Genomic DNA, 19,987 nt, shown 5'->3' with positions numbered 1-19,987 from the left:
CCAACAGATTGACAGCGTTGTCTTTTTGAAGGCGATAAAACTGGGAGTGGTGGCATGGCAGGTTCGTTATGGGAGCGAGCGATGAACGTAACCAATTCTGTCCCGCTTGAGCAGAACAGTGGACAGCCGGATAGTGCCGGTAAACCACTGCTGGAAATGCGCGGCATCAGCAAATCTTTCGGCGTTGTGAAGGCGTTGAGTGACGTCAATTTCACGGTAATGCCGGGAGAAATTCACGCATTTGTGGGTGAAAATGGTGCGGGTAAATCCACGCTGATGAAAGTGCTGTCGGGTGTTTATCCCTCTGGCAGTTATGACGGTTCGATTGTCTTTGACGGAGAGGAGCGGCATTTCCGCGACATCAATGATTCCGAGGCGCTTGGCATCGTGATCATCCATCAGGAGCTTGCACTGGTGCCGCTGATGTCGATTGCCGAGAATATTTTTCTCGTCAATCCACCCGGCTCTTACGGTGTGATTGATCGCAACGAAGTCTATCAGCGCACAAAGACGCTTTTGAAGAAAGTCGGACTGACGGAGTCGCCTGATACGCTGGTGACGGATATTGGTGTTGGCAAACAGCAGCTTGTTGAAATCGCCAAAGCGCTCTCCAAACGGGTACGCTTGCTCATTCTTGATGAACCAACGGCAAGTCTGAATGAAACCGACAGTGCGGCGCTTTTGGCCTTGCTGAAAGAATTTCGTGCGCAGGGCATCACTTCGATCCTGATTTCGCACAAGCTCAATGAAATTCGCGAAGTGGCTGACAAGATTACCGTGCTGCGCGATGGACGCGCGGTTGCGACGTTGGATTGTCATGCGGGCGAAGTCGAGGAAGATGACATTATCCGCAAGATGGTCGATCGTGATCTGGAAAGCCGCTATCCAAAGCGTGATCCGAAGATCGGCGATGTGATTTTCGAGGTCGACAATTGGTCGGTTTATCATCCGCTGCACCCGGAACGTCACTCGGTTAAAAACGTGTCGTTCAAAGTGAAAGCGGGCGAAATCGTCGGCATTGCTGGCCTTATGGGTGCGGGTCGTACCGAATTTGCCATGAGCCTGTTCGGACGCTCATGGGGTACAAATATTTCCGGTGATGTGCGCATGCATGGCAAGCCGGTTGATATTTCGAGCGTTGCCCGCGCCATCAAATCGGGTCTCGCCTATGTGACTGAGGACCGCAAGAAGCTGGGCCTTGTTCTGGGCGAAAATATTTCGCGCAACATATCACTCGCGCATTTGCGCGGCGTCAGCCCCAAGGGGGTGATCGACAGCATTCGCGAAATGAAGGTCGCGAACGACTACCGCTCTCAAATGAGCATTCGCTGCCACAATGTTTATCAGGAAACCGGCACGCTTTCAGGCGGCAACCAGCAGAAGGTGGTGCTGTCGAAATGGCTGTTCACCGGACCGGATGTGCTCATTCTGGATGAGCCGACGCGCGGTATCGATGTGGGTGCGAAATACGACATTTATACAATCATCAATTCACTGGCTGACAGCGGCAAGGGCGTGGTCGTCATTTCATCCGAAATGCTGGAGCTGATCGGGATCTGCGACCGCATTGTCGTCATGCACGAGGGCGCTTTCGTCGGCGAAGTGGCGGGCGAGGCAGCAACGCAGGAAAACATCATGCGCGCCATCATGCAGAACAAAGGAAAACAACAATGAGCGAGAACGTTATCCAGGGCGGTCAGAAGGCGCCAAGCAGCGTGGGGCGCTATTTAAAGAATAATCTGCGTGAATCGGGAATGCTGCTCTCGCTGATTGCAATCATGATCTTTTTCCAGATTGTTACCGGCGGCGTGCTGATGAAGCCGCTGAACCTGACTAACCTCGTGTTACAAAACAGTTATATCGTCATCATGGCGCTTGGAATGTTGCTGATTATTGTGACCGGGCACATCGATTTGTCGGTCGGATCGGTGTGTGGTTTCATCGGCGCGCTGGCTGCTGTGATGATGGTGCGATGGGGAATTCCGTTTCCAATTGCCGCCATTCTGTGCCTGATTGCCGGTGGAATTATTGGTGCGATGCAGGGCTTCTGGGTTGCCTATTTCAATATCCCGTCCTTTATCGTCACACTTGCTGGCATGCTGGTTTTCAAGGGGTTGATGCTGGCGGTGCTCGGCGGACAGTCGGTCGGTCCATTCCCACCGATGTTTCAGAAGCTCTCGTCAGGCTTTATTCCTGAATTCATTGGTGTGACAGGCGGTATTTATCTCACATCGCTGATCCTTGGTCTGGTTCTTGCTGGTTTTATCGTCTGGCAGAACACACGCTCGCGTGCACGTCATATTGCGCATGAGGTCGAGACAGAACCGTTCGGCCTGTTTGTGGTCAAGAATATTCTGTTCTTTGCAGGCATCGCCTATCTGGCGCTGCTGATCTCGTCGCATCGCGGCATGCCTAACGTGCTGATTATCATGGCTGTTTTGATCGCGGCCTATGCGTTTCTCACAAGCCGCACGGTTATTGGTCGTCAGATTTATGCGGTCGGTGGCAATCGCCATGCAGCGAAGCTTTCGGGCGTCAAGACCGAGCGGCTGACCTTCCTTGCATTTGTGAATATGGGTGTGCTGGCAGCCCTTGCCGGTCTGGTTTTTGCAGCACGTCTGAACACGGCGACACCAAAGGCCGGTCTTGGATTTGAGCTTGATGTGATTGCTGCCTGCTTCATCGGTGGCGCATCGGCTTATGGTGGTGTGGGGCGTGTGACGGGGGCTGTGATCGGCGCGCTGATCATGGGTGTGATGAACAACGGCATGTCGATTCTTGGTATCGGGATCGACTATCAGCAGGTCATCAAAGGGATCGTTCTGCTGGGCGCTGTGTGCATCGATGTTTACAACCAACGCCGCTAAAATAGGGGCTTGCCATGAATTGGCCATATTATGAACACGAGCTTGCCGTGAAAATCACATTTTGAACGTCGCTTTTCGCGGAAAAATGCTCAGAAAAAGCGCGTTTTCGCGCTTTTGCTCCGCCCTTTTGGGAGAGGGAGGCGTGAGCCAGTCGGGCCGGAACTCAGTTCCGGCCCGATCTGTTTTCAACTTGATTTATGATTTTCAGATTGCAGTGCGGCGCGCGTGGTCGAGATAGATCTCACGCAGCTTGAGCGCCACCGGACCGGGTTTGCCGCCACCGATTGGTTTGTCGTCGATAAACGAGATCGGCGTTACGAACGTACCCGCACTGGTCATGAAGGCTTCTTTCGCAGCATAGGCTTCATCAAGCGTGAAAGCGCGCTCTTCGAGCGTCATGCCGGTTTCAGCGATGAGCTGCAACAGCGACAGGCGTGTACAGCCCGGAAGCACCGCATTGGAGTTGGGGCGGGTGACGATGACATCGTCCTGCGTGACGATATAGCCAGTTGAAGATGCGCCTTCGGTGACAAATCCGTCCTCCAGCATCCAGGCTTCATCGCAACCGGCATTCTTTGCGATTTCTTTGGCGAGCGCCTGCGGCAGAAGGCAGACGGTTTTGATGTCGCAGCGTTTCCAGCGCAGATCATCAAGTGACAGCACGCGGATGCCTGTTTCGACTTCCGGTCTGTTGGCAAGGGCCTTAACTTGAGTGAACAGGACGACTGATGGCTTCAAGCCCTTGGCGACAAAATCACGGTCGCGACCGTCGCCGCGCGTGACCTGAAGATAGACCAGACCTTCGGTCAGATTATTACGGCGGATCAGTTCGCGCTCGATCTCGACGATCTCATCTTCGCTCATCGGCATCGGAATACCAATTTCACCGGTTGAACGACGCAGGCGCTTCATATGCGGATCACTATCGACCAGCTTACCGTCAAGCACGGCGGTCACTTCGTAAATGCCGTCACCGAAGAGAAAGCCACGGTCAAAGATGGAAATACGGGCATCGCGGGCGGCAACATATTCGCCATTCACGTAAACGATGCGGTTTTCAAGTGCTGCTGAAATAGCCATGGTCTGTCCTGAGATGGGAAAATTGCGAACAACATCGCAGCAATTTCTTATGCGTTCAATGCTTCAAGTGAAACATCTATTTTCAGGTGATGTGAGGTTTTCAAGGAGGGGGGCCGGCGACTGGCGGCATGCGTGAGAGTGCAATTTGGAAAGCGCCAAAGAGCCAAAGACAGGCATGTAACGTAATGTTATTTCAGCTTTGGCCTGCTTTTAAGAATGGTGCGCTAAAATAATCGGTTTCAGAACGGTTTATCGACTTCAACGAAGAATGTGATTCATGAAAAAGCCGCCGCAGGGGAAAGCGGCGGCCAAGTTGCGGCTTAATCTGGGTGGTGATCAGGCCGCGCGTTTTAACGCATCTCCAATCATGGAAACGATGGTGTCGATCTGTTCCTTTTCCACGATGAGCGGTGGCGAAAGCGCGATCACATCGCCGGTGACGCGGATCAGGAGACCCTTCTTGAAGCAATCGACAAAGACATCGTAAGCGCGTGCGCCGATGGCGCCTTCGCGTGACGACAGTTCGATTGCGCCAACGAGGCCCAAGTTGCGGATGTCGATGACATTTGGTGCGTCTTTGAGCGAATGAAGTGCGTTCTGCCAATGCTCGGCCAGTTCAGCGCCGCGGGTAAGCAGGCCTTCTTCGGCGTAGATTTCAAGCGTTGCGAGACCGGCAGCACAGGCAACCGGATGGCCGGAATAGGTGTAGCCGTGGAACAGCTCGATGGCGTTTTCCGGGCCGGTCATCAATGCGTCATGCACCGCACGGCTTGCAAAGACAGCACCCATTGGAATTGCGCCGTTTGTCAGGCCCTTGGCGGTGGTGACGAGATCAGGCTTGACGCCGAAATAATCGACAGCAAATGGTGTGCCGAGGCGTCCGAAGCCGGTGATGACTTCATCATAGATCACCAGAATGCCGTGCTTGTCAGCGGTTGCGCGGATGCGTTCGAGATAGCCCTTTGGTGGCAGAACGACACCGGCGGAACCGGACATTGGTTCAACGATGACGGCGGCAATCTTTTCTGCGCCGTGTAACTGAACCAGACGTTCCAGATCGTCTGCAAGCTCAATGCCGTGCTCCGGCAGACCTTTGGAGAATGCATTGCGGCCAACATCAAGCGTATGGCGCATATGGTCGGCAGGGATTTGCGGGAAGACGCGGCGGTTGTTGACGAGACCGCCGACAGAAATGCCACCGAAGCCAACGCCGTGATAACCTTTTTCACGGCCGATCACGAGGGTACGGGTGCCCTGACCGATGGCGCGCTGATAGGCGATGGCGATCTTGAGAGCGGTATCAACCGATTCCGAGCCCGAATTGGTGAAGAACACGCGGTCCAGCTTGGCATCCGGGCCGCCGGGCGCCATGGCTGCGAGCTTTTCAGCAAAGTCGAAAGCGATGTTGTGGCCCATCTGGAAGGTTGGCGCGAAGTCCATGGTCGAGATCTGGCGCTCGACGGCTTCCGTGATGCGCTTGCGGCCGTGACCGGCATTGCAGCACCAAAGGCCAGCCGTGCCATCGAGAACCTGATTGCCGTCGACATCGGTGTAATACATGCCCGAAGCGCTTGCGAGCAGGCGTGGAGCGGCCTTGAACTGGCGGTTCGCTGTGAACGGCATCCAGAAGTTATCAAGGCTTGGCGCGTTGGTGTTGTTAAGCATTAGAACCTCCTATTTTCGACCAACAGGACATGCTTTCTCGAAGGCAACAAGTCCTTTTCTTATGAAAATTAAAGCATTGAAATTTCGTGCTTCGAAATGGAAGTTTGTGATATATCGAACATCATAAACAGTAAGAGGACGTGTCGATGAGCATCGATATTGGTGGCAGGCTTCGCTATGTGCGCATGCGGCAGAATCTGTCTCAGCGAGAGCTTGCAAAACGGGCTGGCGTGACCAATTCCACCATATCGCTGATCGAAGCCAATCAGTCCAATCCATCAGTTGGTGCATTAAAGCGCATTCTGGATGGAATTCCTATCGGAATGGCCGAATTTTTCGCGCTGGAACCGGATGCGCCGCATAAGGTTTTCTATCAGGCGGATGAGCTGGTGGAGATCGGCAAGGGGCCGATTTCCTATCGGCAGGTGGGTGATCACCTCTTTGCGCGTTCGCTGCAAATCCTCAAAGAGCGTTATGAACCTGGATCGGATACCGGCAAGGTTCTGCTCATGCATGAAGGCGAGGAGGGGGGAATCGTCATTTCCGGCCGCATCGAAGTGACGGTCGGCAGCGAGCGCCGCATTCTTGGCCCGGGTGATGCCTATTATTTCTCAAGCAAGCTACCGCATCGGTTCAAATGCGTGGGACCGGTGGCTTGCGAGGTGGTGAGCGCCTGCACACCACCAAGTTTTTGATAGTGTTCAGCTTATGAGTAGCGGGCGATGCTTAAATCGTCGGCCTGAATGTCCGGTTTGTTGCCGGAAATAAGATCTGCGAGAAGCTTGCCGGAGCCGGGGCCCATGGTCCAGCCAAGTGTGCCGTGGCCCGCATTGATAAATACGTTTTCGTAGCGGGTTGCGCCGATGATCGGCGTTGAATCCGGCGTCATGGGACGCAGGCCCGACCAGAAGGTTGCAGCCTTGAGATCGCCGCCGGGGAACAGGTCGCTCACCGACAGATCAAGCGTTGCGCGACGTGCTGCCGGCAGATCTTTGGTAAAGCCGGAGACTTCGGCCATCCCGCCCACGCGGATGCGGTCGCCAAGGCGGGTGATGGCAATCTTGTAGCTTTCATCAAGCACGGTCGAGACCGGCGCCAGTTCTTCATTGATGATCGGAGCGGTGATCGAATAGCCTTTGACCGGATAGATTGGAGCGTTCAGGCCAAGCGACTTGACCAGTGCGGGCGTGTAGCTGCCGAGCGCCACAACATAACGATCAGCTGTCAGAATGCCTTCCGACGTTTCGACACCGGAGACTTTTCCACCTGTCAGCAAAAGCGATTTGATATCGACGCCGAAACGGAACTTGACGCCAAGGCCTTCGGCAATTTTCGCCAGTTCATTGGTGAATTTGAAGCAGTCTCCGGTCTCATCATTTGGCAGGCGCAGGCCGCCGACGAATTTATCGCGGGCGCGCGCCAGAGCAGGCTCAATGCGCACGCAGTCTTCGCGGTCGAGCACTTCAAACGGCACGCCATCCTGACGCAGCACTTCAATATCTTTGCCGATGCCGTCGAGCTGATACTGTTCGCGGAACAGCTGCAAGGTGCCCTGCATGCGCTGGTCATATTGAATGCCAGTCTCATCGCGCAGCGCGATAAGGCAATCACGGCTATATTCGGCCACGCGGACCATACGGCTTTTATTGACCTTGTAGCGGCTCTCTGTGCAGTTGGCGAGCATCTGCAACAGCCAGCTATACTGCTTTGGATCAGAGCTCAGGCGCAGAATCAGCGGCGCATGTTTCTGAAACAGCCATTTTGCGGCTTTCAGCGGAATGCCGGGTGCGGCCCAAGGTGAAGCATAGCCTGGCGACACCTGACCGGCATTGGCGAAACTTGTTTCCAGCGCAGGGCCTTCTTCACGGTCAACGACAGTGACTTCGTGGCCAAGCTTGGCCAGATAATAGGCCGTTGTGACGCCAACAACGCCGCTGCCCAGAATGATGATATGCATGTTCGCCTCTTATTATTATGCGTGTGTGCCGGCTTCGCTATCGTTGTAAACGCGGGCATAGCGGTGGCCTAATGATGTGAGAATTTCATAAGGAATTGTGTCGCAATCCCGCGCCACATCTTCAAGCCGTTGATGCGGGCCGACGAGTTCAACCAGACTGCCGAGCTTGAGCGTGTCTTCCGGCAGGGCCGTGACATCAAGCGTGATGGAATCCATCGAAACGCGCCCGACAATCGGCAGGTGCGTGTCATCATAAAAGGCCGATCCTTTGTTGCTCAAAGAGCGGAACCAGCCATCGGCATAGCCGACTGCAATGGTTGCAATGCGCATGGGTTTTTCTGCGATAAAGGTGCCGCCATAGCCGACCGCTGCGCCCTTGTCGATATCGCGCACCTGAATGACGCGTGCGGATAGTTCGAGCACGGGGCGGATTGGATTTTCGCGGGCGTCCGGGCCGACGCCATAAAGGGCGACACCGGGACGAGCGAGATTGAAGTGATAAATCTGATCAAGGAAGCAGCCGCCGGAATTTGAAAATGCCACGGGCAGTTTTGGCAGACGCGCGAGCGCTGCATTCATGGCTGCAAGCTGGCGGGCATTGGCCGGATTTTGCGGCTCATCGCCGCTCGCCAGATGGCTGATGACAAATTTGACATCGATATGGTCGAGCAGATGCTGGTCATTGACCAGTTGGTCAAGTTCTTTGGCCGACAGGCCAAGACGCGACATGCCGGTATCGATTTGCAGCAAAGCGGGCAGTTTTTCGTTCAAGCTTGCAGCCAGTGCCGACCAGTTTTCAATCTGTTCCAGCGAGTTGAGAACCGGCAGGATTTTCTCGCGTGCGCAGGCAGCTTCTGTGCCGGGTTGAAGGCCATTGAGCACGTAAAGCGTTGCATCCGGATTGAGAAAAGGCCGGAGCGAAATGGCTTCGCCCAGATGGGCGACGAAGAAATCGCGGCAGCCTGCTTCATAAAAAGCCGGTGCGACGCGATTTGCACCAAGGCCATAAGCATCAGCCTTCACCACAGCGGCGGTGCGCGTGGGGGCGATGCGACTGGAAATTGTCGAATAATTATGACGCAGAGCCGCAAGGTCGATCGTTAATATGCCACCCGCAGCAAGGTCGTGTTCGGTCTGGGAAAAATGCATCGACATATCGGTCATTTCCAGTTCACTCAAATGATTGCGGGATGAACAGGACTGATCCGCTTCCCCCCAAAAAGCTGATTGTTGCGGAAAGCAAAGGCCATAATGGATTGCCTCCAAAACAATAGCGATCATGATAGTCGAAGACTATTCGAATGTTTTTGCAATTTTTCGCATAATATGCGAATTTTTGCATGATTTGCGCACTTATTAGCTTTTGAGTTGAAGATTCTGCATGGCCATACTGGATAGCATAGACCGCAATATCATCCGCTCTCTCAGGCGCGATGGTCGTATGACCAATAGCCAGCTTGCAGGCGAAGTGGGGCTGTCACAGTCGGCCTGTCTCAGGCGCGTGCAGATTTTGGAGGAAAGCGGTGTCATTCGCGGATATACCGCCATTGTCGGGTCTTCAGGCGGCGATGAGCGGCTTGTCGCCATTGTGCGCATCACGCTGGACCGGCAGACGGAAGAATATCTCAACCGCTTTGAAGAGGCGGTGCGCCGCCATCCTGAAGTGCAGGAATGTTATCTCATGACGGGGGATGCCGACTATATTCTGCGGGTTGAGGCAGAGAATGCGGCTTCTTATGAAGTCATTCATAAGGAAATTCTCTCGCGGCTCCCCGGCGTTGCGCGCATTCATTCGAGCTTTGCGATCCGCACCGTGCTTTTGTCAAAAGCGCCCACAAGTCGTGCATGAAAAAGCCCGGCGCAGGGCCGGGCTTTTCGTGATGATCATACGCTTGTTTTAGCGGAATTCGTAACGAAGACCGGCGCGGACAGTATGGAGGTTAAAGCCGTTATCGCGTGCCTGTGCGCCTGTTGCGCCGGGGCCGACCGCATTGCCGTAAGGGTTTGTGCTCTGATCTGCCGCATCGAACGCATAAGCTTTGCCGCCATTGACACGCAGATAGCGATAGCCAACATCAAGTTTGAGCTGGTCGGTGAGATCGTAGCTGACACCGGCCATCAGAGCCATTGCAAAACGCCAGCTGTCCAGTCCGTCCTTATCGCTTGTGTAAGAGCAGCCCGCGCAAACTTCATGGGTTTTCCATGTGTCGTATTTGACGAATGCTGCGCCAAGCCCCGCACCGACATAAGGTGTCAGGCCGCCAACCTTGCCAAGATCAACATAGGCGTTGGCCATGGCTGTCCAGATATTTGCTGTCGAGTTATCTTCGTAATTGCAATTGTCTTCGACGGGATTAAAGCCCTTGGCAGATTTGATGTAGCTTGGGCAGGCGGTCCGTCCGTTGATGCCGGCACGGAAGAAATCCAGTGTGGCATCGGTACGCAGCATTTCATTAAAGCGATAGCCAACACCGAGACCGTATGAAGCGCCGCCTTTGAGTTTGAAATCGTCATAACGCAGATTGTCATCAATGCCGCGATAATGTGGGTCAAACTGATTCCAGAAGGCCCAATCGCCGTCAGTCTTGTTTTTGAAATTATAGCCGATATCACCGCGAATGTACCAACCCGCAGCGACAGGCAATGGAGCCGGCGCAACAACCGGATCGTCAAGAATAATGTCAGCTGCGTGCGCTCCATTTACAGCGATCAGCATCCCACATGCCATGAGCGCAATCGCGGAAACATTTTTCATCTAACCAACTCCAAAATAAACCAATGTCGGCCCCAGAACCGTTAGCTGAAGATGGTAAATGAATATGCTTAAGTTAATGTTACTTTCTATTAGGGAGTGCTAAATATGTAGTGCGGGTTGTAAAGAATAAGTTTCGCAGCGGCGATCTGATGCAATCAAACCGCCGCGTTATCTGTTTGTTTTTAAATGTTTTTTTAAAATACGGTGTCTATATTTTTTACTTGAAGTCCGCCGATTTTATTATTGAATGATCAATATCATCGATGTTGCGCTTGCCGCACAACGCCATGGTGATGTCGAGCTCCTTGCGGATGATTTCCAGCGCGAGTGTAACGCCTTCCTTGCCCATGGCACCAAGTCCGTAAAGGAATGGACGGCCAATAAAGACACCCTGAGCACCGAGCGCACGCGCTTTGAGCACATCTTGCCCGGAGCGGATGCCACCATCCATATGCACTTCGATCTTGTCGCCGACCGCATCGACAATCGGCTTAAGCATGGAAATGGATGAAGCGGCACCGTCCAACTGGCGGCCACCATGATTGGAAACGATGATGGCGTCGGCACCGGTTTTGGCTGCCATCTGTGCGTCTTGCACATCAAGGATGCCTTTGAGGATCAGCTTGCCGCCCCATTGTTCCTTGATCCATGCAACATCGTTCCAGTTGAGCTGGGGATCAAACTGTTCATTCGTCCATACAGAAAGGGAGGACAGATCCGTTACATTCTTTGCATGGCCTGCGATGTTGCGGAAGGTCCGGCGCTGTGTGCCCATCATGCCAATGCACCAGCCGGGCCGGGTCGCCATCTGCCAGATATGCTTTGGGGTAAATTTTGGCGGCGCGGAAAGTCCGTTGCGCAGGTCCTTGTGGCGCTGGCCAAGGATTTGCAGATCAAGTGTCAGCACCAAAGCCGAGCAACCAGCCGCTTTGGCACGGCTGATCAGGTTTTTGACAAATTCGCGATCCCGCATGACGTAGAGCTGGAACCAGAAAGGCTTTTTGGTCACAGAGGCCACATCTTCGATTGAGCAGATGCTCATGGTTGAAAGGGTGAAAGGAACACCGAAAGCCTCAGCAGCCTGTGCGGCCAGCATTTCACCGTCTGCATGCTGCATGCCGGTGAGGCCTGTCGGGGCAATTGCCACTGGCATTGAGACTTTTTCGCCGATCATCGTCGTTTCAAGCGAACGGTTGGTCATATCAACCAGCACGCGCTGGCGAAGCTTGATCTTCGCAAAATCAGCTTCGTTGGCGCGATAAGTCGATTCCGTCCAAGCCCCTGAATCCGCATAGTCGAAAAACATTTTTGGGACGCGGCGCTTGGCAAGTCGCTTCAGATCAGCGATCTCGACGATGTTGGGCATGGTCTCTCCCTTTGTGGTCAGTTTTGTTTACCAGTCGAATGACTGATTGTTTCAGGGAAATCAAGAGCGATCCAACAGGCGTTGGTTGTTCACTCTCGGTTATTTGATCACATCTCTCTTTCAACTATACTATCTACTGGCTTTTGTGACTGAGATATCGATGCCATATGCTATGACGTACAGATAAGCTTGTGAGAATTAGCGGCCATTTTTGACGCATATTGAAGGTCAATAGCCTGAAAAAAATAGCATTGTTGTACATAAAAGGTTGGGCTGAAACGCTGTGCAGTCGAGGATAGCAAAATGAGCAAAACTCACGACACCAGATTTATTGGCAAGAAGTCGAGTGCTGCCGGCGGATGGGGTGCGTTGAAAAGCTGTGGCAAGCAATTGCTGGCCAGCGGTGCACCGCTGACAGGTGCGCGCGCCCTTCTCAAGGCCAATCAGCCTGACGGTTTTGATTGCCCCGGCTGCGCATGGGGCGACCCGGAACACGGCTCTTCCTTTGAGTTTTGTGAAAATGGCGTGAAGGCTGTCGCTTGGGAAGCGACGGAGCGGCGCACAACACCGAAATTTTTCACCGAGCATACGGTGTCCGAACTGCGCGCATGGACGGATTATGCGCTGGAAAACACGGGCCGCCTTACGCATCCGATGCGTTACAACGCGGCGACTGATACATACGAAGCCGTTGAATGGGATGAGGCTTTTGCTGCCATTGGCAATATTCTCAAAAGCTTTGACAGCCCTGATCGGGTTGAATTCTACACATCGGGCCGTGCTTCCAATGAGGCCGCTTTTCTCTACCAGCTTTTTGTGCGCTCTTATGGCACCAATAATTTCCCCGACTGCTCCAACATGTGCCACGAGGCCAGCGGTGTGGCTCTGACGCAATCGGTTGGTGTTGGCAAAGGGACGGTTCTGCTTGAAGATTTCGAGCAGGCCGATGCGATTTTCGTGGTCGGCCAGAACCCCGGTACCAACCATCCGCGGATGCTGGGCGATCTGCGTCGCGCAGCGGAGCGTGGTGCGCAGATTGTGGTGTTCAACCCAGTGCGCGAGCGTGGCCTTGAGCGGTTCTCTGATCCGCAGGACAAACTTGAAATGATGCATGGCGGCAGCGAAGCCATTGCAAGCGACTATTATCAACCGCGTCTTGGGGGTGATCTTGCGGCATTCCGCGGCATGGCAAAGGCTGTGTTTGCCGCCGATGATATAGCACTTGCCGCCGGAGAGCCTTCGGTTCTCGACCGGGCGTTTCTCGCACAACATACGGCAGAGTTTGAAGCCTATCGCAAGGCTGTTGATGCGACGACCTGGGAGGAAATTGAAGACCAGTCCGGTTTGCTGCGTCCGTCGCTTGAACACGCAGCACGCATTTATATGCAGGCTGACAAGGTTATTTGCACATGGGCGATGGGCATTACGCAGCACCGCCATTCGGTGATCACGATCCGTGAAATCACCAATTTCATGCTGTTGCGCGGCAATATCGGTAAGCCCGGTGCCGGGCTTTGCCCTGTTCGCGGCCACTCCAATGTGCAGGGTGATCGCACGGTTGGCATCAATGAAAAGCCGTCAGCAGCGTTTCTTGATGCGCTTGAAAAAGAATTTGGTTTCAGCGCACCACGTGCGCCGGGGCACAATGTGCTGGCCGCGATTGGTGCGATGCTTGATGGCTCGGCAAAGGCATTTATCGGCCTTGGTGGCAATTTTGCGCGCGCAACACCGGACAGCCCGATGATTGCCAAGGCATTATCCGGTCAAAGGCTGACCGTGCATATCGCGACCAAGCTTAATCATTCGCATCTTGTGCCGGGAGAGGATTCCTTTATCCTGCCATGCCTTGGACGCACGGAAATTGATCTCAATTCCAAAGGCGTTGCGCAGATTGTGACTGTTGAGGATTCCATGAGCATGGTTCATGGATCGGGGGGCATTAATAAACCCGCATCGCCGTTGCTGCGTTCAGAGGTTGCGATCATTGCCGGTCTGGCCAATGCAACATTGGGGCCAAAGCCGGTTAATTGGCTTGAACTGGCTGATGATTATGATCTGATCCGCAATCATATAGCGCGGGTGCTGCCTGATTTCTATGATTTCAATGCGCGCGTTCGCGTGCCGCGCGGCTTTCATTTGCGCAACAGCGCGCGCGAACTCGAATGGGCAACGCCCAAAGGCAAGGCGACATTCTGGAGCGGTGCGCTGCCGGAAGCCGTTGAGCACCAGCAGGCACGTGATAAGCCGGGGCGTTATGTTCTGCAAACCTTCCGCAGCCATGACCAGTATAACACGACCATTTATGGCATGGATGACCGCTATCGCGGCGTTTACGGCGAACGACAGGTCGTGTTCATGAACCCTGCCGATATGTCGGATATTGGCGTTGAAGCGGGTGATCGGGCCGATATTGTCGGTGATTTTGATGATGGGATTGAACGGGTCGCGCGCAATTTCTGCTTTGTGCCTTATGATATACCGCGTGGCTGTATTGCCGGTTATTATCCCGAGATGAATGTCCTTGTGCCACTTGGCAGTGCAGGTGACGGAAGCGATACGCCGACATCAAAATCGGTTATCGTGTCATTTCGTCCTGTGCAGGCGGTGCGCGCGTGAGCGAAGAAGCCGATTATATGGCGCTGGTCGATGCACTTGAGGCGGCATCAGGTAAAATTTCACGGCTCGGCGCGGGTATTCTTGCTGCCGCAGCACGCGATATTGCATCGGACAGCCGCAGTTTTTCACGGATATTTGGCGTTGCGCATGCGCTTGTGTTGCGGGAGCTTGTGACGCTTGGTGCAGAGGGCGGCTCTCTTCGCATCCGCCAAAGAGACGAGCGAACGCAACGCACCCGTTACGAGCTGAGCGCTGTCGGTCACCGGCTTGTCGAAGAGGTGCAATTATAATTTTCTATCATTAATTATGTTTATAAAGCCTGCTTTTAACGGCAACCTTTTGGTTGCATTGTGCCTGCGAAAAAACAGTGAGAATCGTTAAATGGCCGCAAGAGTTCTTCTCCTTGTTCATGGTGGGCGGAGGGTGTGCAAAGCAATCGCGCGTGTCCTTATTGCGGCCGCTGCGGTTCTGGCTTCGGGCTTTGTGGCGCATTCTGAAATGAGCGGAACGATTCCGGTCGCTGTGATTGAAAGCAAGCTGGTCGATTACCAGCCGCAATTGACGCTGTCGGGGGCTGTTGCTGCCCGTTCTCTGGTCAATGTATCCTTTCGCCTGAATGGACAGGTTGTCGAGCGCCTTGTTGAGATTGGTCAGCATGTTGATAAAGGCGAGGTTCTTGCCCGGATCGATAATGCCGAGCAAAAGGCCAATATGCGCGTTGCACAAGCCTCGCAGGATGCTGCAAAAGCGCAGCTCGTTCAGGCAGAAGCCAGTTTTAAACGTCAGCAGACTTTGCTGGGGCAGGGGTTTACCACGCGCAGCCAGTTTGATCAGGCACAACAGGTTTTACGCACGGCACAAAGTACGCTTTCCAATGCTGAAAGCCAGTTGAGCAATGCGCGTGACGAGTTGTCTTACACAGAGCTTCGCGCTCCGGCTGCCGGTGTTGTAACCGCGCGCAATGTGGAGAGCGGGCAGGTTGTGCAGGCCGCACAAACCGCGTTTTCAATTGCCGAAGACGGTGCACGTGACGCGATTTTCGATGTTCAGGAAACGTTGGTCAACCATGCCAAAATTGGCATGGGCGTGACACTGGGCCTGCTTTCCGATGAAAATGTTAAAACCGAAGGAAGTATTCGTGAAATCTCTCCGGTGGTCGATGCGCAGACAGGCACTGTGCGCGTGAAGGTTGGTATCTCAGAGGTGCCAGCGCAAATGGCACTCGGCGCGATTGTGACCGGCACGGTTCATATGGATGGTCAGCAGGTTTTCATTTTGCCGTGGAGCGTGATGACATCGGATGCCGGGAAAACGGCTGTGTGGCGGGTGGACAAGAAGACCAAGCTTGCAACGCTGGCTCCTGTTCGGGTGCTGGCGTTTGAAAAGGAGCGGGTGATTGTTGCATCTGGTCTGAATGCCGGAGACCTTGTTGTCACCAAGGGCGCGCAATTGCTGCGTTCTGGTGCCCAGACAGAGATCATGCAGGGTCTGGAAGGAGCGGGCGCGCAATGAAACCGATGCTGAAACTCTGCTGCGCCTTCGTTTTTTTCGCTGCACTTTTGACAATTGCAGCCTGTGGCAAGGAGGACGATCAAACAGCAGGGACTGAGCCTGTTCGTCCCGTGCTTTACACAATTGCTGCGTCAAAGCCTGAAACGCAAACCAGCTTTGCCGGTTCCATTGAGCCGCGTTATTCAATAAATCTGGCGTTTCGGGTGCTTGGTCGCATCATTGCGCGGCCTGTTAGTATCGGCGATCTGGTGAAAAAAGGCGAGACGGTCGCCATGCTTGATCCTGCGACGCTTGATCTTGCGGTGCAATCGGCAAAAGCCGACCTTGCAAGCGCGCAGGCTCAGTTTGCCAATGCTGCCGGTAGCGAAGAACGCCTGCATATTCTGCTTAAGGGCAATAACATTTCGCAAGCCGATTACGATGCAGCAAAGCAGGCGCGTGACAGTGCTGAAGCCGGACTTGAAAAAGCGCAGGCAGGCTTACGCAAGGCGGAAGATCAGCGTGGGTATGCTGTTTTGAGCCCGGATTTTGATGGTGTCGTCTCTGCCACCAATGCAGAAGTTGGTCAGGTTGTGGCCGCAGGACAAGCCGTGATGACGGTTGCACGCCCCGATATTCGCGAAGCAGTTCTCGATATTCCCGACAGTATGCGTGATTATTTTGCGGCCGGTACGCCTTTTCATGTTCAGTTGCAGGCGGATCCGAGCGTGACAGGTCTTGGCAGAGTGCGCGAGGTGGCGCCGCAAGCAGACGCGCAGACCCGCACGCGCCGTGTTCGGATTGCGCTTGATAATCCGCCGGAAGGTTTCCGCCTTGGCGCAACAATTCGGGCAGGGCTTGCAAGCGCTCAGAAAGATCATGTCACTTTGCCGATACAGGCATTGTTTGAAAAAGACGGAAAAACTGCAATCTGGGTAATTGATCCAAAAACGCAAACTGTAAGTCTTCACGAGGTTGAGCTTGTCGAGCGCCGCGCCGACAGTTTTCTGGCAAACAATGTGGAGGTGGGAAGCTATGTGGCGACGGCTGGTGTGCACCAGCTTGAAGAAGGTCAAAAAGTCCAGTTGGATGCAAGGGGAAGCAGCCTGTGAAAAAAGGTTTCAATCTTTCTGACTGGGCGCTGAACCACCGCTCGCTGGTGTGGTATTTTATGATGGTGTTTCTGGTCGCGGGGCTTGTGTCCTATCTCGACCTCGGTCGCGCCGAAGATCCGGAATTCACCGTCAAGACGATGGTCGTTCAGGCAAGTTGGCCAGGTGCTTCCATCGATGAGACGATGAACCAGGTCACAGACCGGCTTGAAAAGAAGCTCGAAGAGCTTGATACGCTTGACTACACACGCAGCGTGACAACGGCTGGCAAGTCGGTTGTGTTTGTGTTTCTTAAATCGACAGTGCGCAAGAAGCAGGTGGCAGAAGCCTGGACTGAAGTGCGGCACATGCTCGATGACATCAAGCCAAGTTTGCCTGATGGCGTTTATGGGCCTTATTACAACGATAAGTTCGGTGATGTATTCGGCAATATTTTTGCCTTCACCGCTGACGGGTTGTCGATGCGGCAGCTTCGCGATTATGCCGAAGATGTGCGCACAAAAATCCTCACCATTCCCAATGCCGGTAAGGTTGAGCTGATCGGTGCGCAGGATGAGGCAATTTATCTCGAATTCTCGACGCGGCAAGTCGCAGCCCTTGGTCTTGATCAGCAGGCAATTCTCAAAGCGCTTCAGGATCAGAATGCGATCACGCCCTCTGGTGTCGTGCAGGCGGGGCCAGAACGCATCAGCGTACGGGTGAGCGGCCAGTTCAACTCTGAAGATGATCTGCGAGCCGTCAATCTGCGCGTGAATGATCGTTTCTTTCGCTTGTCCGATGTTGCGACGATTACGCGCGGCTATGTCGATCCGCCATCAGCGATTTTTCGGGTTAATGGCCAAGATGCGATTGGTCTTGGCATCGGCATGAAACCAAATGGCAATCTGCTGGAATTTGGTGCAAAACTTGATGCGATGATGGAACAGGTGAAAGCTGAACTGCCGGTTGGCGTTAATGTTTTCAAGGTTGCCGATCAGCCTGAAGTTGTTCAGGATGCCGTCTCCGGCTTTACCAAAGCGCTGTTTGAAGCCGTTGTCATCGTACTTGCAGTGAGCTTTATCAGCCTTGGCCTGCGTGCAGGTTTTGTCGTGTCGCTTTCCATTCCGCTGGTGCTGGCGATCACCTTCCTTGTCATGTCGTTGATGGATATTTCGCTGCAACGTGTGTCGCTTGGGGCGCTGATTATTTCGCTGGGACTTCTGGTCGATGATGCGATGATTGCGGTTGAGATGATGGTAGCGCGGCTGGAGCATGGCGATCCCATCAACAAGGCTGCGACCTATGTTTATTCGCATACGGCCTTCCCAATGCTGACAGGCACGCTTGTGACGATTGCGGGTTTTATACCGATTGGCCTCAACACGAGTCAGGCCGGTGAATATACATATACGCTTTTTGTCGTGATTGCTGTTTCGCTGATTGTTTCCTGGATTGTGGCCGTGTTGTTTGCGCCGCTTCTGGGTGTGACTTTCCTGCCCAAAAAGATGAAGCACCATGAAGAAAAGCGTGGCCGCTTCTTTGAGGCCTTTTCGAAGACGCTGGTTTTGGCGATGCGTCATAAGTGGATCACGATTCTGACGACGATTGCCTTGTTTGTCATCTCGGTTTTTGGAATGGGCTTTATTGAACGTCAGTTCTTCCCGGAGTCTGACCGTCCCGAACTGGTGATCGACTGGACCTTGCCGCAAAACAGCTCAATTGCCGATACCAAGGCGCAGATGGAGCGCTTTGAGCAGACGATGCTCAAGGATAATCCGGACGTCGATCACTGGAGCACTTATATCGGGCAGAGCGCGATCCGCTTTATTCTTTCCTTCGATGTGCAACCTGCCAATCCCTATTTCGGGCAGATGGTGGTTGTTGCCAAGGACGTGGAGGCGCGCGATCGTTTAAAGGCAAAATTTGATGAGGCCTTGCGCAAGGATTATGTCGGCACGGATACGTATGTGAAGTTCCTTGAACTGGGCCCGCCGGTTGGGCGCCCGGTACAATATCGCATCTCCGGGCCTGATATTCAGAAATTGCGTGGTATCGCGCAGGACTTTGCCGGCATCATGAATGCAGATAAGCGATTGGGTGTCGTCAGTTACAACTGGAATGAACCCGGCCGTGTTATCCGTGTGGATGTCATGCAGGACAAGGCGCGCAAGCTTGGCATTTCGTCCAAGGATATTGCCACGACGCTCAATGGCGTGGTGGGTGGCATTCCGATTACGCAGGTGCGTGATTCCATCTATCTGATTGATGTCATCGTGCGGGCGCAAGAACACGAACGCGATTCCATCGACACATTGCAGAGCCTGCAAATCGCAACCGGCAACGGCAGCTCCGTGCCACTCGCAGCCATTGCCAACTTCCATTATGAGCTGGAGCAGCCGGTGGTCTATCGCCGTTCGCGCATTCCAACCATCACGGTTGCTGCCGGTATTAATGACAATACAATGCCGGATACGATTGTGAGTGAATTGCAGCCTGCGGTGAATAAATTCATCGAAAATCTGCCGGCGGGTTATTCGATTGTGACGGCGGGTACAGTGGAAGAAAGCGGCAAAAGTCAGGGGCCGATTATCGCCGTTGTGCCGCTGATGCTGTTTGTCATGGCAACAGTTCTGATGCTGCAATTGCAGAGTTTTCAGCGCTTGTTTCTTGTGGTTGCAGTTGCGCCTCTTGGTCTGATTGGCGTGGTTGCAGCCTTGCTTCCGAGCGGGAAGCCGCTGGGCTTTGTTGCCATTCTTGGCGTGCTGGCGCTGATCGGCATTCTTATCCGTAACTCGGTTATTCTGATCGTGCAGGTGGAAGAACATATCAGCGAGGGTATGCATCCGTGGGATTCGGTTGTGCAGGCAAGCCAGCATCGTATGCGGCCCATTGCATTGACCGCTGCAGCTGCAAGTCTGGCGCTCATTCCGATTGCGCGAGAAGTTTTCTGGGGGCCTATGGCCTATGCCATGATGGGCGGAATCATTGCCGGGACGGCGATTACGCTTCTGTTTCTCCCGGCCCTTTACGTGGCATGGTTCCGCGTCAAGGAACCGGATCAAACAGAGGTGGGGCCGCAGCCACAACATTGATATGAGT

The 19,987-nt window shown here is 53.9% G+C and carries 15 protein-coding genes; 9 read left to right on the top strand and 6 right to left on the bottom strand.

Going from position 1 to position 19,987, the window contains the following annotated elements; translation table 11 throughout:
* The first annotated feature begins 81 nt into the window (after positions 1 to 81).
* Together mmsA and mmsB are read left to right on the top strand one after the other, a co-directional pair.
* Positions 82 to 1,674 (top strand): multiple monosaccharide ABC transporter ATP-binding protein, encoded by a 1,593-nt coding sequence (gene mmsA / locus ABE530_RS06680; protein WP_499694094.1) that lies wholly within the window; start codon positions 82 to 84, stop codon positions 1,672 to 1,674.
* Positions 1,671 to 2,867 (top strand): multiple monosaccharide ABC transporter permease, encoded by a 1,197-nt coding sequence (gene mmsB / locus ABE530_RS06675; RefSeq protein WP_396997138.1) that lies wholly within the window; start codon positions 1,671 to 1,673, stop codon positions 2,865 to 2,867. Before mmsA ends, mmsB begins: the two co-directional genes overlap by 4 nt.
* A gap of 204 nt (positions 2,868 to 3,071) precedes the next feature.
* Here mmsB and ABE530_RS06670 read toward each other — a convergent pair whose 3' ends face one another.
* Both ABE530_RS06670 and aptA read right to left on the bottom strand, forming a co-directional pair.
* Positions 3,072 to 3,947, bottom strand: a complete 876-nt coding sequence (locus ABE530_RS06670; RefSeq protein ID WP_499694023.1) for a D-amino-acid transaminase — start codon at positions 3,945 to 3,947, stop codon at positions 3,072 to 3,074.
* A 336-nt stretch (positions 3,948 to 4,283) separates the two neighbouring features.
* On the bottom strand, positions 4,284 to 5,612 hold the full coding sequence (gene aptA / locus ABE530_RS06665; protein WP_499694022.1) for an omega-aminotransferase AptA: 1,329 nt from the start codon (positions 5,610 to 5,612) through the stop codon (positions 4,284 to 4,286).
* A 146-nt stretch (positions 5,613 to 5,758) separates the two neighbouring features.
* Between aptA and ABE530_RS06660 the strand changes: the two genes are divergently transcribed.
* Positions 5,759 to 6,307 carry a cupin domain-containing protein gene (locus ABE530_RS06660; RefSeq protein WP_007876209.1) on the top strand — a complete coding sequence of 183 codons (549 nt, stop codon included), beginning with the start codon at positions 5,759 to 5,761 and terminating at the stop codon, positions 6,305 to 6,307.
* Between the two features lie 11 nt (positions 6,308 to 6,318).
* On the opposite strand, the gene ABE530_RS06655 is transcribed toward ABE530_RS06660, so the two are convergent.
* Both ABE530_RS06655 and alr read right to left on the bottom strand, forming a co-directional pair.
* Positions 6,319 to 7,569: a D-amino acid dehydrogenase gene (locus tag ABE530_RS06655; RefSeq protein ID WP_499694021.1), complete on the bottom strand. Its 1,251-nt coding sequence runs from the start codon at positions 7,567 to 7,569 to the stop codon at positions 6,319 to 6,321.
* Positions 7,570 to 7,584: 15 nt separating this feature from the next.
* Complete coding sequence (gene alr / locus ABE530_RS06650) at positions 7,585 to 8,733, bottom strand: alanine racemase (protein ID WP_499694020.1); 1,149 nt, start codon at positions 8,731 to 8,733, stop codon at positions 7,585 to 7,587.
* Between the two features lie 217 nt (positions 8,734 to 8,950).
* On the opposite strand from alr, the gene ABE530_RS06645 reads away from it, so the two are divergent.
* Positions 8,951 to 9,418 (top strand): Lrp/AsnC family transcriptional regulator, encoded by a 468-nt coding sequence (locus ABE530_RS06645; protein ID WP_499694019.1) that lies wholly within the window; start codon positions 8,951 to 8,953, stop codon positions 9,416 to 9,418.
* A gap of 48 nt (positions 9,419 to 9,466) precedes the next feature.
* Here the strand turns inward: ABE530_RS06645 and ABE530_RS06640 are convergent, their stop codons facing one another.
* Both ABE530_RS06640 and ABE530_RS06635 read right to left on the bottom strand, forming a co-directional pair.
* Positions 9,467 to 10,324, bottom strand: a complete 858-nt coding sequence (locus ABE530_RS06640) for an outer membrane protein (RefSeq protein WP_499694018.1) — start codon at positions 10,322 to 10,324, stop codon at positions 9,467 to 9,469.
* 217 nt (positions 10,325 to 10,541) lie between these two features.
* Positions 10,542 to 11,690: an alpha-hydroxy acid oxidase gene (locus tag ABE530_RS06635; protein WP_499694017.1), complete on the bottom strand. Its 1,149-nt coding sequence runs from the start codon at positions 11,688 to 11,690 to the stop codon at positions 10,542 to 10,544.
* A 303-nt stretch (positions 11,691 to 11,993) separates the two neighbouring features.
* Here ABE530_RS06635 and ABE530_RS06630 point away from each other — a divergent pair, with 303 nt between their 5' ends.
* The 5 genes from ABE530_RS06630 to ABE530_RS06610 all read left to right on the top strand — a co-directional run bounded on the left by ABE530_RS06630 (position 11,994) and on the right by ABE530_RS06610 (position 19,980).
* Positions 11,994 to 14,306 (top strand): FdhF/YdeP family oxidoreductase, encoded by a 2,313-nt coding sequence (locus ABE530_RS06630; RefSeq protein ID WP_499694016.1) that lies wholly within the window; start codon positions 11,994 to 11,996, stop codon positions 14,304 to 14,306.
* 17 nt (positions 14,307 to 14,323) lie between these two features.
* Positions 14,324 to 14,596: a hypothetical protein gene (locus ABE530_RS06625; RefSeq protein ID WP_265985710.1), complete on the top strand. Its 273-nt coding sequence runs from the start codon at positions 14,324 to 14,326 to the stop codon at positions 14,594 to 14,596.
* A gap of 91 nt (positions 14,597 to 14,687) precedes the next feature.
* The gene (locus ABE530_RS06620; RefSeq protein WP_499694015.1) at positions 14,688 to 15,818 is read left to right on the top strand and encodes an efflux RND transporter periplasmic adaptor subunit; all 1,131 of its coding nucleotides are present in this window, start codon (positions 14,688 to 14,690) and stop codon (positions 15,816 to 15,818) included.
* On the top strand, positions 15,815 to 16,909 hold the full coding sequence (locus ABE530_RS06615; RefSeq protein ID WP_499694014.1) for an efflux RND transporter periplasmic adaptor subunit: 1,095 nt from the start codon (positions 15,815 to 15,817) through the stop codon (positions 16,907 to 16,909). Before ABE530_RS06620 ends, ABE530_RS06615 begins: the two co-directional genes overlap by 4 nt.
* Complete coding sequence (locus ABE530_RS06610; protein ID WP_265985651.1) at positions 16,906 to 19,980, top strand: efflux RND transporter permease subunit; 3,075 nt, start codon at positions 16,906 to 16,908, stop codon at positions 19,978 to 19,980. The genes ABE530_RS06615 and ABE530_RS06610 overlap by 4 nt, the downstream gene beginning before the upstream one ends.
* Positions 19,981 to 19,987: the final 7 nt, after the last annotated feature.

Origin of the sequence: Brucella sp. TWI559 (genome assembly GCF_039674265.1) — a bacterium.
GTDB lineage: Bacteria > Pseudomonadota > Alphaproteobacteria > Rhizobiales > Rhizobiaceae > Brucella > Brucella chromiisoli.
The sequence above is the reverse complement of the archived record's forward strand: the minus strand, read 5'-3'. Positions and strand labels throughout refer to the sequence as shown.

What these genes read in the sequence shown, in the direction of transcription:
- mmsA (WP_499694094.1), top strand. Translation starts at nt 82, where the DNA reads ATGAACGTAACCAATTCTGTCCCGCTTGAGCAGAACAGTGGACAGCCG.
- mmsB (WP_396997138.1), top strand. Translation starts at nt 1,671, where the DNA reads ATGAGCGAGAACGTTATCCAGGGCGGTCAGAAGGCGCCAAGCAGCGTG.
- ABE530_RS06670 (WP_499694023.1), bottom strand. Translation starts at nt 3,947, where the DNA reads ATGGCTATTTCAGCAGCACTTGAAAACCGCATCGTTTACGTGAATGGC.
- aptA (WP_499694022.1), bottom strand. Translation starts at nt 5,612, where the DNA reads ATGCTTAACAACACCAACGCGCCAAGCCTTGATAACTTCTGGATGCCG.
- ABE530_RS06660 (WP_007876209.1), top strand. Translation starts at nt 5,759, where the DNA reads ATGAGCATCGATATTGGTGGCAGGCTTCGCTATGTGCGCATGCGGCAG.
- ABE530_RS06655 (WP_499694021.1), bottom strand. Translation starts at nt 7,569, where the DNA reads ATGCATATCATCATTCTGGGCAGCGGCGTTGTTGGCGTCACAACGGCC.
- alr (WP_499694020.1), bottom strand. Translation starts at nt 8,733, where the DNA reads ATGACCGATATGTCGATGCATTTTTCCCAGACCGAACACGACCTTGCT.
- ABE530_RS06645 (WP_499694019.1), top strand. Translation starts at nt 8,951, where the DNA reads ATGGCCATACTGGATAGCATAGACCGCAATATCATCCGCTCTCTCAGG.
- ABE530_RS06640 (WP_499694018.1), bottom strand. Translation starts at nt 10,324, where the DNA reads ATGAAAAATGTTTCCGCGATTGCGCTCATGGCATGTGGGATGCTGATC.
- ABE530_RS06635 (WP_499694017.1), bottom strand. Translation starts at nt 11,690, where the DNA reads ATGCCCAACATCGTCGAGATCGCTGATCTGAAGCGACTTGCCAAGCGC.
- ABE530_RS06630 (WP_499694016.1), top strand. Translation starts at nt 11,994, where the DNA reads ATGAGCAAAACTCACGACACCAGATTTATTGGCAAGAAGTCGAGTGCT.
- ABE530_RS06625 (WP_265985710.1), top strand. Translation starts at nt 14,324, where the DNA reads ATGGCGCTGGTCGATGCACTTGAGGCGGCATCAGGTAAAATTTCACGG.
- ABE530_RS06620 (WP_499694015.1), top strand. Translation starts at nt 14,688, where the DNA reads ATGGCCGCAAGAGTTCTTCTCCTTGTTCATGGTGGGCGGAGGGTGTGC.
- ABE530_RS06615 (WP_499694014.1), top strand. Translation starts at nt 15,815, where the DNA reads ATGAAACCGATGCTGAAACTCTGCTGCGCCTTCGTTTTTTTCGCTGCA.